The 15,095-nt window shown below is 42.4% G+C and carries 12 protein-coding genes; 5 read left to right on the plus strand and 7 right to left on the minus strand.

Features of this window, described 5'->3' with window-relative positions; all coding sequences use genetic code 11:
- Positions 1-15 precede the first annotated feature (15 nt).
- Entirely contained in the window at positions 16-1,872 is a 1,857-nt protein-coding gene (gene mutL / locus J2W55_RS09955; protein WP_310095042.1) for a DNA mismatch repair endonuclease MutL, read from the minus strand.
- A 132-nt stretch (positions 1,873-2,004) separates the two neighbouring features.
- Here mutL and J2W55_RS09960 point away from each other — a divergent pair, with 132 nt between their 5' ends.
- The 3 genes from J2W55_RS09960 to J2W55_RS09970 all read left to right on the plus strand — a co-directional run bounded on the left by J2W55_RS09960 (position 2,005) and on the right by J2W55_RS09970 (position 6,098).
- On the plus strand, positions 2,005-3,636 hold the full coding sequence (locus tag J2W55_RS09960; RefSeq protein WP_310095044.1) for an amidohydrolase: 1,632 nt from the start codon (positions 2,005-2,007) through the stop codon (positions 3,634-3,636).
- Complete coding sequence (locus J2W55_RS09965; RefSeq protein ID WP_310095047.1) at positions 3,623-5,449, plus strand: serine hydrolase domain-containing protein; 1,827 nt, start codon at positions 3,623-3,625, stop codon at positions 5,447-5,449. Before J2W55_RS09960 ends, J2W55_RS09965 begins: the two co-directional genes overlap by 14 nt.
- 133 nt (positions 5,450-5,582) lie before the next feature.
- Entirely contained in the window at positions 5,583-6,098 is a 516-nt protein-coding gene (locus J2W55_RS09970; protein WP_310095051.1) for an OmpH/Skp family outer membrane protein, read from the plus strand.
- A gap of 113 nt (positions 6,099-6,211) precedes the next feature.
- Here J2W55_RS09970 and J2W55_RS09975 read toward each other — a convergent pair whose 3' ends face one another.
- On the minus strand, positions 6,212-6,943 hold the full coding sequence (locus J2W55_RS09975; protein WP_310095054.1) for a pyridoxine 5'-phosphate synthase: 732 nt from the start codon (positions 6,941-6,943) through the stop codon (positions 6,212-6,214).
- A gap of 323 nt (positions 6,944-7,266) precedes the next feature.
- On the opposite strand from J2W55_RS09975, the gene J2W55_RS09980 reads away from it, so the two are divergent.
- Positions 7,267-7,605, plus strand: coding sequence for a hypothetical protein (locus J2W55_RS09980; RefSeq protein ID WP_310095057.1), 339 nt, complete (start codon positions 7,267-7,269; stop codon positions 7,603-7,605).
- A gap of 84 nt (positions 7,606-7,689) precedes the next feature.
- Here J2W55_RS09980 and ahcY read toward each other — a convergent pair whose 3' ends face one another.
- The 3 genes from ahcY to J2W55_RS09995 form a co-directional block, all read right to left on the minus strand.
- A complete protein-coding gene (ahcY, locus tag J2W55_RS09985) occupies positions 7,690-9,006 on the minus strand; it encodes an adenosylhomocysteinase (protein WP_310095060.1) in 1,317 nt (438 codons plus the stop codon).
- Between the two features lie 147 nt (positions 9,007-9,153).
- Complete coding sequence (locus J2W55_RS09990) at positions 9,154-9,519, minus strand: bactofilin family protein (RefSeq protein ID WP_310095063.1); 366 nt, start codon at positions 9,517-9,519, stop codon at positions 9,154-9,156.
- Positions 9,520-9,584: 65 nt separating this feature from the next.
- Positions 9,585-10,451, minus strand: a complete 867-nt coding sequence (locus J2W55_RS09995) for a peptidoglycan DD-metalloendopeptidase family protein (RefSeq protein ID WP_310095065.1) — start codon at positions 10,449-10,451, stop codon at positions 9,585-9,587.
- Positions 10,452-10,650: 199 nt separating this feature from the next.
- On the opposite strand from J2W55_RS09995, the gene J2W55_RS10000 reads away from it, so the two are divergent.
- On the plus strand, positions 10,651-11,061 hold the full coding sequence (locus J2W55_RS10000) for a BrxA/BrxB family bacilliredoxin (RefSeq protein WP_310095068.1): 411 nt from the start codon (positions 10,651-10,653) through the stop codon (positions 11,059-11,061).
- A 68-nt stretch (positions 11,062-11,129) separates the two neighbouring features.
- Here the strand turns inward: J2W55_RS10000 and J2W55_RS10005 are convergent, their stop codons facing one another.
- Entirely contained in the window at positions 11,130-12,662 is a 1,533-nt protein-coding gene (locus J2W55_RS10005; RefSeq protein WP_310095072.1) for an alpha/beta hydrolase-fold protein, read from the minus strand.
- Between the two features lie 17 nt (positions 12,663-12,679).
- Entirely contained in the window at positions 12,680-15,073 is a 2,394-nt protein-coding gene (locus J2W55_RS10010) for an ABC transporter permease (protein WP_310095075.1), read from the minus strand.
- Positions 15,074-15,095: the final 22 nt, after the last annotated feature.

The raw sequence follows: 15,095 nt of genomic DNA on the forward strand, positions 1-15,095 counted from the left end.
ATAAAAGCCTGTGGGCTATTTTTCAAATCGTTCTAATAACTCAGTCATGGTAAAGGTACTGATTACAGGCTTACCGTTCAATGCCTGGTTGGGCGTTTGACAGGCAAAAAGCTGATCGATCAACTGGTTCATCTCCTCCAGTGACAATTTAGTACCGGTTTTAATAGCCGCGTTGCGCGCCAGTGACCGTGCCAGGTTATCACGCTTATCCAGTTTCAGGATGGCCATATTGTTTTTAAACCCTTCCAGCAAATGTTCCAATAGTTCATGTTCGTCAACATTGCTCAGCTCGGCCGGAATGCCCTCAACCACAACGGTGTTTTTACCGAATTCACGTATATCAAAACCAAGGGCCTTAATGTCGGGTAAAAGTTCTTTTAATAACTCAAAATCGCTGCCGTTTAGTGTTACCGATTGCGGAAATAAACTTTGCTGGCTTACCCCCGAATGGTTTTGCTGTTGCTGTAAAAAACGTTCGTATAAAATGCGTTCATGGGCTGCTTGTTGCCCTATCAGCATAAAGCCCGATTTGATCTGCGAAAGGATGAACCGGTTATGGATTTGGAATAATTGCCGCTCGCTTGATTTGCTCACCTCCTGATCATCAACTGCAATGCGCTTTTCTTCATGCATTTCATGCTGCAGGTTGCTTTCTTTTTTGCTGATCTCATACAAGGTGTCCCAATTTTTAGGGATCGGGTCATTTTTATAATTGCCGTTATCCTTTAAAAAAGGGTGCTCACGTTCGGGCCTTTTCTCGGTAGCGAAAGGATTGAAGTTGGGGTTAAACGAGATGGTAGGTGCAACGATCTCTTCAAATGGTTTGGGCGTTATCAGGTGCTCAATACTGTTTTCCTGGTCAAAATCCAAACTTGGGGTAATGTTGTACCGGCCCAGCGAACGTTTTACCGCCGAGCGTATAATAGCATAAATAGCTTTTTCATCCTGGTACTTGATCTCGGTTTTAGTTGGGTGTACGTTAATATCAATCTTTGATGGGTCAATATCAATGAACAGTACATAAAACGGATAACTGTCATCGGGCAACAGCTCTTCAAAAGCGGTAAGCACCGCGTGGTTCAAATAAGCATCGCGAATAAATCGGTAATTCACAAAAAAGAACTGCTCGCCCCTGGTTTTGCGGGCAAACTCGGGTTTGCCTACAAAGCCGCGCAGGTTAATAATCGTGGTATCTTCTTCAACCGGAACCAGCCGCTGGTTATAATTGTTGCCAAACAGGTGTACGATGCGCTGTTTTAACGCTGCGCCCGGCAAATGATACACTTCCTGCCCGTCATGATGCAGCGTAAAAAATATTTGAGGATTGGCCAGCGCTACCCGTTGAAATTCATCAATAATATGGCGCATTTCCACCGGGTTGCTTTTTAAAAAGTTACGGCGGGCGGGGGTGTTATAAAATAAGTTTTTTACAGAAATAGATGTGCCGGTATTGGCCTGGCAAGCTTCCTGGCTAATCACTTCCGAGCCTTCAATAAAAATGCAGGTGCCCAGTTCGTCTTCATGCCGGCGGGTTTTCATTTCAACCTGGGCAATAGCTGCTATTGATGCCATGGCCTCGCCCCTGAAACCCATGGTGCGTATTGCAAACAAATCGTCGGCTTTACGTATTTTTGAAGTGGCATGGCGTTCAAAGCACATGCGCGCGTCAGTAAGGCTCATGCCGCAACCATCATCAATAACCTGTATCAATGATTTGCCTGCATCTTTAACAATGAGTTGAATTTTTCCAGCGCCTGCGTCAATAGCGTTTTCAATCAATTCCTTTACTGCAGATGCCGGTCGTTGCACTACTTCACCCGCGGCAATCTGGTTGGCAACGGCATCCGGTAAAAGCTGTATTATATCTGACATTTTAAAAAAAATCCCTCCAATTTCGAATTCGATGCTAAATTAAATATTTGAAGGCATAACTTTATGATTTGATAATTGTATAAACATATATCGTTTAATAATTACATTACCAGTATTATACAAAAGCCACATATGAAGAAATTATGGCCTGCACTGCTCCTTTTTGCGGTAGCCTGTAAGCAAAAAGAGTATAACGCCGACCTTTTAATTAAAAACGCCGTTGTGTATACGGTTGACAGTAACTTTACCGTGACCAATACTATAGTAGTAAAAGCTGGTAAAATTTTGGATGTGGGTAATGCAGATACACTGGAACAAAAATACCAGGCACGGGAAGTTATTGATGCCGCCGGTGCTGCTATTTATCCCGGGTTTATTGATGCGCACGCCCATTTTTATGAGTATGGCATGGGGCTGCAGGAAGTTAACCTGGTTGGTACCCACAGTTGGGACGAAGTTGTTGATTCTGTTGAAGCCTACTCCACCCGTAACACCGACGGATGGATCATGGGGCATGGTTGGGACCAGAACGACTGGGCAAAAAAACAATTTCCGGATAAGGCCCGGCTTGATTCGCTGTTTCCGGTAAGGCCGGTAATATTAAGCCGGGTTGATGGCCATGCCGCTATTGCCAACCAGGCCGCCCTTAACATTGCTGGGGTGAAACCCGGACAAACCATTAACGGCGGAGAGATAGAGACCATTAACGGAAAACTTACCGGCATACTGGTTGATAACGCCGTGGGTATTGTGACCCGCAAAATACCCGAACCTACTGATAATATTATTGAAGATGCTTTATTGGCGGCGCAGAAAAATTGCTTTTCAGTTGGTTTAACCACAGTTGATGACTGCGGTTTACCTTACACCATGATCAATACAATTGCTGCACTGCAACACAAAGGCGCTCTTAAAATGCGGCTTTATGTACTGCTGGCCGATAGGAAAGAGAATTACGAATATCTGTTTAAACGCGGGGTTTATAAAACTCCCGGGTTAAACGTAAGAGGATTTAAAGTGTATGCCGATGGTGCGCTTGGTTCACGGGGCGCCTGCTTATTGAAGCCTTATGCTGATCAAAAGAACTGGAATGGCTTTTTGTTAAGCAGTCAGCAACATTTTGAAGAAGTAGCCAAAAAGATAGACTCTGGCGGTTTCCAGATGGCTACCCATGCCATTGGCGATTCGGCAAACCGGGTAATGTTAAAGATATATGCCTCCGTATTAAAAGGTAAAAATAACAAACGCTGGCGTATTGAACATGCGCAGGTATTATCTCCCGATGATATCAAATATTTTGGCGATTATAACATTATCCCATCGGTACAGCCCACACATGCCACATCAGATATGTACTGGGCCGGCAAAAGATTGGGGACCAACCGCCTAAAATCGGCCTATGTATATAAGCAATTATTAAAGCAAAACGGGTGGATACCGTTAGGGACCGATTTTCCGGTAGAGAATATAAACCCCCTATACACGTTTTATGCAGCAGTAGAGCGTAAAGACATGAATGGTTTCCCACCCGGAGGGTTTCAGCCCGAAAACGCTTTAAGCAGGGCCGAAGCTTTACGGGGTATAACCATTTGGGCTGCCAAGGCTAATTTTGAGGAAAAAGAAAAAGGCAGTCTTGAGCGCGGTAAATACGCCGATTTTGTGATGCTTGATAAGGATATTATGAAAGCAAAAGGAGCATACCTGCCTCATATTAAAGTAACTAAAACCTATATAAACGGAATAAAAGTATATGATAAAAAATAAATGGGGTTACGCTCCTTTAGTATTGTTAGGGTTTACACTTTTTAATACCGCCTGCGCGCAAATTCCACCTGTTAACATTCCAACAGGACAGGCATATGTTAATGAAGAACGACTGGTTGAACGCTCAACTATTTTATTTAACAATAGCAAATACCTGATACCGCTTCAAGATCTTGATCAGCTGAAAATTGCGAGTGTTCATTTCTCAAGCCCATATGCTATGGCTTTTGATAGCTTGCTAAATAAGTACAGCAAAGTACAGGCGTTTGATGGCAACGCTTACAGCGGGCCAAAAACGTTGATCGATCTGTCGTCTGACCTTAAATGGTATAATACCATTATACTGCAGTTAACCAATGCCGATCTGAACAATCCACAAGTCATTGACTTTATCAGCAGCAATCAAAGGCTGAAGAATGTGATTGTAGCTGTTTTTGGCGGAGGTGAGGTTTTGAGCAAACTGAGCAACATTACAGCACCTATTTTATGGAGCGAACGTTTAACCCCCGTTTCGGCATTTTATAGCGCTCAGGCTATTTTTGGCGGGCTACCGGTAACACAAAAGCTTACGCGCACATATTCGCCGCAGTTTGCAACCGGTATGGGTTTTATTACCAATAAAATAAGGCTGCAATATACCGTTCCGGAGGATGCCGGCATTAACTCAAACAATCTTACAGGTATTGATGATATAGCCCGAGAAGCCATAACCCAGCATGCTACTCCAGGCTGTGTGGTGCTGGTAGCTAAAGACGGTAAGGTGATTTTTAATAAGGCCTATGGCTACCATACTTACGAAAATACTATCCCCGACCGCATCACCGATATTTTTGATCTGGCTTCCATGACTAAAATAACGGCTACTACGGTGGAGGCGATGAAACTTACCGACGAGGGTAAACTGAGTTTGGAAGCCACCGTTGGCGATTATATTCCGCTTGCCCGTAAAAGCAATAAAAATGGCCTTCAGATACGGGAGTTGCTGATGCACCAGGCGGGGCTGATACCTGACATCAAAACATTTGAAAAAATAAAGCCTTCAGACTATAGTACTGATTCGTCTGCAGCTTACCCCACCCATGTATCCGATCATTATTTTGTGCGGAAAGATTACTATAAAGATGTAATGTTTCCGGATATGCTGAATTCGCCTTTACCTACCAGGGGGCAATATGTTTACAGCGATGTGGGACTGTTGTTTATGAAGGAAGTAGTGGAGAGCATTACCTCCATTCCCGAGAATGTGTATGTACAGCAGCAGTTTTATGCCCCCCTGGGTATGCAAACCGCCGGGTTTTTACCATTGTACCGCTTTAGCCAGGATCGTATCCCTCCGACTGAAAATGACCAGGAGTACCGCCACTCCTTACTTGATGGCTATGTACATGACCCAACCGCGGCCCTTATGGGTGGTGTTGCCGGGCATGCAGGTTTATTTGCCAGCGCCAATGACGTGGCCATCATGTACCAAATGTTACTCAATCGTGGTAACTACGGCGGCGTACAATATTTTAAACCTGAAGTGGTTGATCTGTTCACCTCCAAACAATCAGCTGTGAGTCGCCGTGGATTGGGTTTTGACCGCTGGGACCCGATCGCCGACCGCCATTATCCGTCAAAACTGGCTTCGCCGCAAACCTATGGGCATACCGGTTTTACAGGTACCTGCATTTGGGTTGATCCTAAATACAACCTCGTATATGTATTCCTTTCAAACCGGGTACACCCCAATGCCAGCAATAAATTGGGCAGCCTGAACATCAGGCCCAGGATACAGGATGTGGTTTATGAGGCAATAAACAAGGGGATGTAGTGAATTTGTACCATGGGAGTTATTTAGGATCCATTACCAAAGGAAAAACTATTTTATTTTTATTAATTAACTAATATTTAAAACAAATTTCCACCCGTGAGCGTTTCTATACCTTTTACGAAATTAATTAGATATGAGAAACACGTTCAAAGTTGTCATGATTGCTGCGGGCTTATTATTTGCCGGAAAATTTTCACATGCACAAGCTAAAATTGGTTATATTGATTTTCAGACATTAATTGGCCAAATGCCTGAAGCCAAAACAATTAAACCCCAGATTGATGCCTACCAAAAACAGTTTGTAGACCAACTGACAACCATGAATAACGAACTGCAAACAAAGGGAAAGGAGCTGCAATCGCAAAGCAAAACAATGACTGATGCCGTGCGTGCTACAAAGCAAACCGAATTGCAGGACCTACAGAAACGTATGCAAGATTATCAAACCAATGCACAACAGCAGGTTGAGGCTAAATCAAACGAATTGATAAAACCCTTGTCAGATAAAGCGCGTGCAGCCATTAATAGCGTAGCTAAAGAAAAAGGTATTGCTTATGTGCTTGACTCATCGCAGGGTTCACCACTGCTTGTTTCTAATGAAGGTACTGATTTGATGGTACCTGTAAAAGCTAAGCTGGGAATAAAATAATTTTAGGAAAACATACCGTCTGGAAACACGAAGTAATCTTTTAAATAATCAGAGCTGTTTGATACTTTCATCTGTTATTTAAAAGATTACTTCGTGCTTTTCAATAGCATTAATTACCGGGCTTCGGGCTGTGCCAGTTGCCTCAGGTACATTTGTATAGTGTTTTCAAGTCCGTAATATAAGGCATCACAAATGAGCGCGTGGCCTATACTTACTTCCTGCAGGCCCGGGATATTTTCGGCAAAATACTTAAGGTTATGCAGATCAAGGTCATGGCCGGCGTTAATCCCCAAACCCGCCTCCTGGGCAGCTTTGGCCGCCTGAATATAGGGAGCAATGGCCAGTTCCTTACCCTGATGAAAATGAGTGGCATAGGCTTCGGTATACAGTTCAATTCGGTCGGTACCAGTTTTAGCGGCGCCTTCAACCATTTTCATTATGGGATCAACAAATATAGAAACGCGGATGCCGGCATTTTTAAACACCGATATCATATCTTTTAAATAATGATAGTTAGTAATGGTATCCCAGCCGTGGTTGGAGGTAATTTGTCCCAGCACATCGGGTACTAAGGTAACCTGTTCGGGCTTGTTGGCCAGCACCAGGTCAATAAACTTTTGCTCCTGGCAGTTGCCTTCAATATTAAACTCGGTAGTCACGATATTTTTCAGCTCAAAAACATCACTGTAACGAATGTGCCTTTCGTCTGGGCGGGGGTGTACCGTGATGCCTTGTGCGCCAAAGCGCTCACAGTCTTTTGCAACCTGAATAAGATCGGGATTATTACCGCCCCGGGAGTTGCGCAGGGTAGCTATTTTATTGATGTTTACAGATAAACGGGTCATGGCTCAAAGTTAATATTTCATCCAAATAAGTTTAACTATAAAATCCAGGATAAGTTTATGCCTCAATTATTTTAAAGTTCAATAGCATTCAGAACCCTGGCGTTGTTACGATCAATAAAAGCACAATATTGAAGGCTTGATTGCGGGTGTGCTCTTTTTGTGAAATTCAAATTTAAAAGCACATTTCGGTTTACAAAATGCCGTTTATAGTTTACAATTTCCAATAAAATGTTGTCTTTTAACTAATTAACAGCCATATTTAATTAGCTTTTCATTTAAGGGGGATAAGCAATAGCCGATGCCCCTTTACAATTCCTGTCGTTATGACTGAATATGCAAACCAGCTTGCGGAATTAAAATATCTGTTAAATGATTTAACAGAATACTCATACCCGAATGGGTATATGCTTCAAACATTATTGAAAAGGTATGATAATATAGTTGAACAACTGTATTATATTAACAACGAAAAATTTCAATGTTCTGTTGAAACCGTTGGGGTTTTGGAGTACTATATGGGGCAAATATTTTCGCCAAAGATACCCGGAATAAAAAAGAAGAGCATTTATCTTACAGCCAAGTATATTTTAAAAACTTCTATTAACCTTGATCTAAACAATTATTATCAATATGTTCTGTTTGATAAGATAATTTATAATTAACTGGAATAAGAAAGCAAAAGGGCATAGTCGTAAAACTATGCCCTTATAAGTCTCAAATCTTAGATCTGATAGCTCAAATCTGTTTTAGTACCTGTAATATTCTGGTTTAAATGGTCCATCAACAGTTACACCAATGTATTCAGCCTGATCCTGGTCAAGTACTTCCAGCTCAACACCAATTTTGGCAAGGTGCAGGCGGGCAACTTTTTCGTCAAGATGTTTTGGCAGCGTATAAACTTTGTTTTCATACTGGCCTCCATTTGTCCAAAGCTCCAGCTGGGCCAGGGTCTGGTTGGTGAACGAGTTGCTCATTACAAAGCTTGGATGGCCTGTTGCACAACCCAGGTTAACTAAACGGCCTTCTGCAAGTACAATAACGTCACTGCCATCAATAGTATATTTATCAACCTGTGGTTTAATTTCAATTTTTGTGTTTCCGTAAGCGCTGTTTAACCAGGCCATATCAATCTCATTGTCAAAGTGACCAATATTACAAACAATGGCTTTGTCTTTTAGCGCGCGGAAATGCTGTTCACGTACAATATTTTTGTTACCTGTTGCAGTTACCACAATATCGGCTTCTTTAATAGCGGTGCCTAATTTTTTAACTTCAAAACCTTCCATAGCGGCCTGTAACGCACAGATAGGGTCAATTTCGGTAACTATAACACGTACGCCCGCGTTACGTAAGCTATCGGCAGAGCCTTTGCCTACGTCGCCATAACCGCAAACAACGGCTACTTTACCCGCCATCATTACATCGGTAGCGCGGCGAATAGCATCAACTAATGATTCGCGGCATCCGTATTTATTATCAAATTTTGATTTGGTAACCGAGTCGTTCACGTTAATAGCAGGCATTGGTAAAGTACCTGCTTTCATGCGCTCATATAAACGGTGTACTCCGGTGGTTGTTTCTTCTGATAGTCCTTTGATGCCGGCAACCAGTTCGGGATATTTATCAAGCACCATATTGGTTAAGTCGCCACCATCATCTAGTATCATGTTCAATGGCTTGCGGTCTTCGCCAAAAAATAAGGTTTGCTCAATACACCAGTCAAACTCTTCGGCATTCATGCCTTTCCAGGCGTAAACAGAAACACCGGCGGCAGCAATGGCAGCGGCAGCATGGTCCTGGGTTGAGAATATATTGCATGATGACCACGTAACTTCGGCACCAAGCTCAATTAAAGTTTCAATTAAAACTGCGGTTTGGATGGTCATGTGCAAACAGCCTGCAATACGTGCGCCTTTTAACGGCTGTGTTGGGCCATACTCTTTGCGTAAAGCCATTAAGCCGGGCATCTCGGCTTCCGCCAGTTCAATCTCTTTGCGGCCCCATTCGGCCAGTGAAAAGTCTTTTACTTTGTATTTTACGAATGCAGTTTCTACTGATGACATAACATTTCAATTTTGAAATGCAAATTTAGCTTATAAAAACATCAAAATGAAATGTTGCCATGGCCGGGCCTAATTAAGCGGGGTATACGTAGTACATTTTACGTTGCATATGTCTATAAAACGTACCGCGCATATATTAAAGAAAAATTACTGATCGGGCTGCTGCATGTTAAGATTGCCGTTATAAACGCCGCCGTTTTCAACCACCAGATTTTGCGTTTTAATGTTACCGGTAATTTTGCCCGACGCTTTTATCTCAAGTGAGTCGGTTTGAATATCGCCGTTAACAATGCCATAAACAACAATTTCTTTAGAAATGATATTACCTGTAACTAATCCCCTTTCGCCAAGGATCAGCCCCTCATCAATGGCTACATGACCGTTTACCTGTCCGTCAATGCGGGCAAATGCCGGAGCTTTAAGATTACCTTCTAAAACACTGCCATCGCTTATCAGCGTTGATATCGCTTGCAGGTCAAGCGCAACTTTATCTTTTTTACCAAAAAAAGCCATTGTTTCCGTTTTTGAGTTTGACGTATACGTAATACGTTACCGGATGTTCGCTAATTTTTTTCGAACTACTTATTGAGCGTTAAAAAATTAACCGGATTTATTGGCCGGCCATTTTTACGTACTTCATAGTGCAGATGGGCGCCGGTTGAGTGCCCTGTGGAACCAACAAGCCCTATCTCATCGCCAACATTTACTTGTTGACCAACTTTAACCTTAATGCGCGAAAGATGTCCGTATACGGTTTCAAAGCTATTGATATGCGCAATGCGAATACATTTTCCATAACCACTGCTCCAGCCGGCAAATATAACTTTGCCGCTTGCAGTACATTTTACCGCATCACCCTTTTTGCCTTTAAAGTCAATTCCCGGATGAAACTCCGCACGGCCATCGTCAAAAGGATCGCTGCGGTAACCAAAAAATGAGGTAAATGAACTGATGCGTGGGTAGCCCATTGGGGTAAACGCGATGGTACCCACTAAATGATTTAAGTAATCATTGTACAGCGAATAAACCTCAGTGTCAGATAATTTGTTGCCTTCGGCATTGGCATCTCCGCCAATTCCTTTTGTTGAAAAGCCTTTTAAACCGCGCCTTTTTAAATAACCGTTAATGGTTTTTAGTTTACCTTCAATAGCTTGGATATATGATTGGGCGCTGCCTTCTTTATTTTCAGTAGTTGCAACTATGGGGATGGCTCCTTTAAGTTTTATAATTTGGGCTTGTAATTGCAGGTTTTCCTGTTCCTGCTTTGAGTTTTGTGATCTTAAATAAATAACAAAACCAAGCAACATTAATACAACAGACAATATGCTGTATGCATAGTGTTTTAATCTGTTAATATGTTTTGTTTTTATTTGTAATGATTTTGTTTGCTGTTGGTTCTTGTTAATAATAACAACCGTACTAATTTCAGAAGGTTTTTTATTCATCAAATTCATTAATTAGGGTATGCAATATAATTATTACTATTGGTAAAGCAATATCAATTGTAAAGAATACAGTAATTAACGGTAGAGTTTATCCGGATCGTACATCGTCAGCAAAATGTTATTATTCTGTTTTTTACAAGCAAACTGTTAATCATTTCTTACTTTTGTATCAGGTAAATTTAGTCTAAAAGAAAAGATCATGTATCCAGAATATTTAGTTGCCCCAATGCGGGAAGATTTAACACGAGTTGGCTTTGTGGAGTTGAAAGACGCTGATGCTGTAAAAGAAGCTATTGAAAGTGAAGGTACCGTATTTGTGATGGTAAATTCTGTTTGTGGTTGTGCTGCAGCTAACGCGCGCCCTGCTGCCCGGATTGCTACAGCAAACGAAAAGCACCCGGCCAAATTGGTAACCGTGTTTGCAGGTATGGAAAAAGAAGCGGTTGACGCGGCACGCAATTATATGCTGCCTTATCCGCCCTCGTCGCCGGCAATGGCTTTATTTAAAGATGGTAAACTTGTACATATGATAGAGCGCCATCAGATTGAAGGCCGCCCTGCGCAAATGATAGCCGATAATTTAATTGGCGCATTTGAACAATATTGCTAATTGAGCCAAAGGCTTAAAGCAAAAAGCTGAAAGGAATTGATTATTCTTTTCAGCTTTTTTGTTTGCATTTATTTGTGGTATTGCAATTCAAAAGGCACTGGAATAAACTGTTTAACATCAGACATACCGGGCGTAAGGTAAAGTAGTTTCAGGTCACTGCCACCATCTTTCTGGAAGTACTCCACCTTTATTGGATAAAAGCCCTTTTGTAATGGCAATATATATGATTTTCCGCCATCATTGCTATGTAAACCATCATGATTTATCAATAGCCGGTTGTTAATATATAGCTTTGAGCCATCATCAGATACCAATACAAAAAAATAATAGCCATCTTGTTTTACTTGCAGCCAGCCATTAACAAGCAGTGCAAAATTATTTGTGCGGGGGAGTTTATTTATATTGAAACCTGTATCTGTAAGCCCTGATTGAACGGGCTTTAATTTGCTAAAATCGGGCAGCCTATCCCATTTACCCTCATAGTAAGTGTAATGAAACCCACCGGGGTTTAAATTTTTCACCTTTGAAGCTGCAGGCAGGTAGGTTCCTTCTTTAAATTCGCTCGTGCTGGAAGTATCATACCTGCCACTGTATGAAAATCGCTTTGTAATGAGCTTGCCCGGTGCTGATACAATAAATTCGTTTTTTAGTTTTGCCGATGCCAGCGTGGGTTCCGTTCCGTCGGTGGTATATCTTGTTCTTGATGTATCGCCGAAATACCACATTTTAATTGGTTTGTTCTTTAGGAGGATCCCATTCGATGGATGAATTTCAGGGCTCTTTTTACCATAACCCCAATAAGCGAACTTTAATCCGTCATGCGTGGTTTTTAATCGTACCGAGCTATGTGTTTCCTCGGGATACATGGCAATTTTCCAGGTTAAACCAGCGGGAGCTATTTTTTTAAGCACGGCATCCATGGTATCAATCCTCATGCCTTTACCATCTTCGCCCTCACGGCCTCCAATAAAGAGCGTTGCATTCAAACCAGTTAAAACAGGTAATTTGCCGGCAGCGATTTTTGGCAGATAAACATTATCCCACCAAAGGCTGGGGTCTACCGCGATATATGATTTAAAACTATGGGGTTCATTTAACAGCGCGTATATAACAAACAAGCCTCCAAATGAATGCCCCCAAAGGGTGTTGTTACCATTGGAGGGGTATGTTTTATTTACATACGGGATCAACTCATTTTTAATAAAACCAAGAAATTTATCTGCCCCGCCCGAAGTTTTCCAATTGTCCATATGCGTTGGCGTAAGATCTCTGTTTCGGTCTTTATTCAAAACGCTTACAATTATCGCTGGGGGTATATAGCCTTCACCTCCTAAGTAGTGTTGGATCTGTTTTATCAAGCCGGTATTCCAGTTGCCCCCATCAAGCACGTACAATACATCATATTTGTTGGCATCTCCCGGTTTATAATCCGGTGGGACAAATACCTCTATAAGTCTTTTTTCTTTCAATATGTCCGAATTCAACGAATCAAGCCTTCCTGCGTCGGATGCTCTGATAACGGTGTCCTGCGCTTTGGTTATATTCACCAGGCTGCCGGTTATCAACATTAACAGTAAGAAAGAACGGAGTTTGCTTTTCATTTTTAATGCAGTGATCATTACTCCGTTTTTAAACTTTTAACAGGATTCATTAATGCGGCTTTTATACTTTGATAACTCACCGTAAGCAGGGTTATTACAATGGCCCCTAAAGCTGTCATCGCGAAGATCCACCAGGAAAGATCGGCTCGATATTTATAATCCTGCAACCAGCCATGCATAAAATAATAGGCCGTTGGTATAGCTATCAACAATGATATCGACACGAGGATCACAAAGTCTTTGGACATTAATTGCCACAGACTAAATACCGAGGCACCCAGCACTTTGCGCACGCCTATTTCCTTAGTACGCTGCTCGGCCATGAATGATGCCATACCAAACAGCCCCATACAGCTAATAAAAATAGCCAGCAGGGTAAAGAAGCCCGCCAGTTTGCCTATGCGCTCTTCGTTACTGAATTTACGTGCATACTCTTCGTCAGTAAATTTAAATTCAAACGGACTGCCCGGTGCATATTGTTTAAATGTCGCTTCAATTTTAGTTAATGCATCATGCGCGCCCATTTTGGGGTTTAGCCTGATGTCAACTAAGCCAAAATCATATTTATCCAATAAAAATATCGACGCCTTAACCGGCTCATATGGCGACGACATTACCATATCCTTAATAACACCAATGATCTTGAACTTTTTGCCCCAATCAATGGTTTCGCCAACCGGGTGACTGAAGTTCATGAACCTTGCTGCTGTTTCGTTAATGATCATCCCCGACGAATCGGCAACATTATTCCGTTGAAAGTCGCGGCCCTCTATTATTTTCCATTGCGCGGTTTTTCCAAACTCCGGGCTTACCGTAATGGTGGCAAAATCATCCTGCAAATCTGCCGGTTTACCACGCCAGTTAAGACCGCTGTTATTTGAATATACAGCAGTGAGCGGGCTGCCTGATTCGGCCATCTCTATTATAGCCCCCGATTTAAGCAGATCATTTCTCACCGCTTCAAAATGTTTGTGAATCTCATCGGTGCGCATTTCCATCTGCACCAGGCCGGTACGGTCATAGCCAATAGGTCGATTTTTTGTATGTTGTACCTGCCTGAAAACAATGATGGTACCGATGATCAGCGTTACCGAAACGGTAAACTGAAGTACTACCAGTACCTTGCGTGGTATGGCTGCGAACCGGCCTGCTTTGAATGTGCCTTTCAATACCTTTACCGGCTGGAATGACGAGAGATAGAACGCGGGGTAACTGCCTGCTATTAATCCTGTGAGGATACTGAAACCTAAACCCATTAGCCAAAATACAATATTGCCCCAAAGCATATGCATTGTTTTATCGGCTACGGTGTTGAACCAGGGCAATATCAGTTGTACAAGCAACAGCGAAATCAGGAAGGCAAATACCGAGATCATGACCGATTCGATAAGGAACTGGCTGATAAGCTGGCCTCTTAATGAACCAACCGTTTTGCGAATGCCTACTTCCTTGGCGCGTTTCTCGCTGCGGGCGGTGCTGAGGTTCATGAAGTTGATACAAGCCAGCAACAGCACAAAAACACCAATGATGCCAAACATCCACACAAATTTGATGTCGCCGCCTGTATTAAAGCCATCTTTAAACTCGGAGTACAGGTGCCATTTCCTCATTGGGTGTAAAAATATCGCCGATTTAGCGCTCATGCCAACACTATCGCCCTGAGCCTTAAGACCATCAAGCTTTACATTCTTTATTTTGGCCGATGTGTTGTCTATATCCACTCCCGGCTTCAGCTGAGCAAATATCTGCCAGGAGTTGTTACCCCAGCGGGTACGGGCGTTTTTTAACCATGACATGGTGGTCATATAAAGATCCCAGGGAGCAATGAAACCAAGATCGCGAAAATCGCTGTTATGCGGCATATCCTCATATACACCCGTTACTTTAACATTCCACTGATTATCAATCTTAATGGTCTTTAGCATCGGGTCAGCATCGCCAAAAATTGCTTTAGCGAGCGATGCTGAAAGCATGATGGACGAAGGATCGGCCAGGCCCGAACGGCTACCCTTTTGCATTTTCAGCGTAAGCAAGTCAGGGGCCTCGGCCTGCATGTAGTTGCCTGTCTTGGTAAGCTTTTTATCGCCGTATGAGATAATGTGTGTATCGGTCCAGGTGGAGAGTATGGTGTATTTAAAATCCTGCTTAAAATCTTCGCGAAGCTTGTACCCAAGCGGCATGGGCATAGCCGTTTGAGGGCTTATTACACCATTAAAAGTTTGGTTTTGCCAAACCTGCACAATACGGTCGTAGTTATCATAATTTTTATTGTACGATAGCTCATCCCAAATCCATAACCCGATAAGTATAGCCACCGCCATCCCCACCGAAAGCCCGGTAATGTTAATAAGCGTATGCGCCTTGTTCTTAACAAGGTTACGCCACGCTATTTTTAAATAATTCCTGATCATCTCATACGTTTTATGTTGTACA

Origin of the sequence: Mucilaginibacter pocheonensis (genome assembly GCF_031456535.1) — a bacterium.
GTDB lineage: Bacteria > Bacteroidota > Bacteroidia > Sphingobacteriales > Sphingobacteriaceae > Mucilaginibacter > Mucilaginibacter pocheonensis.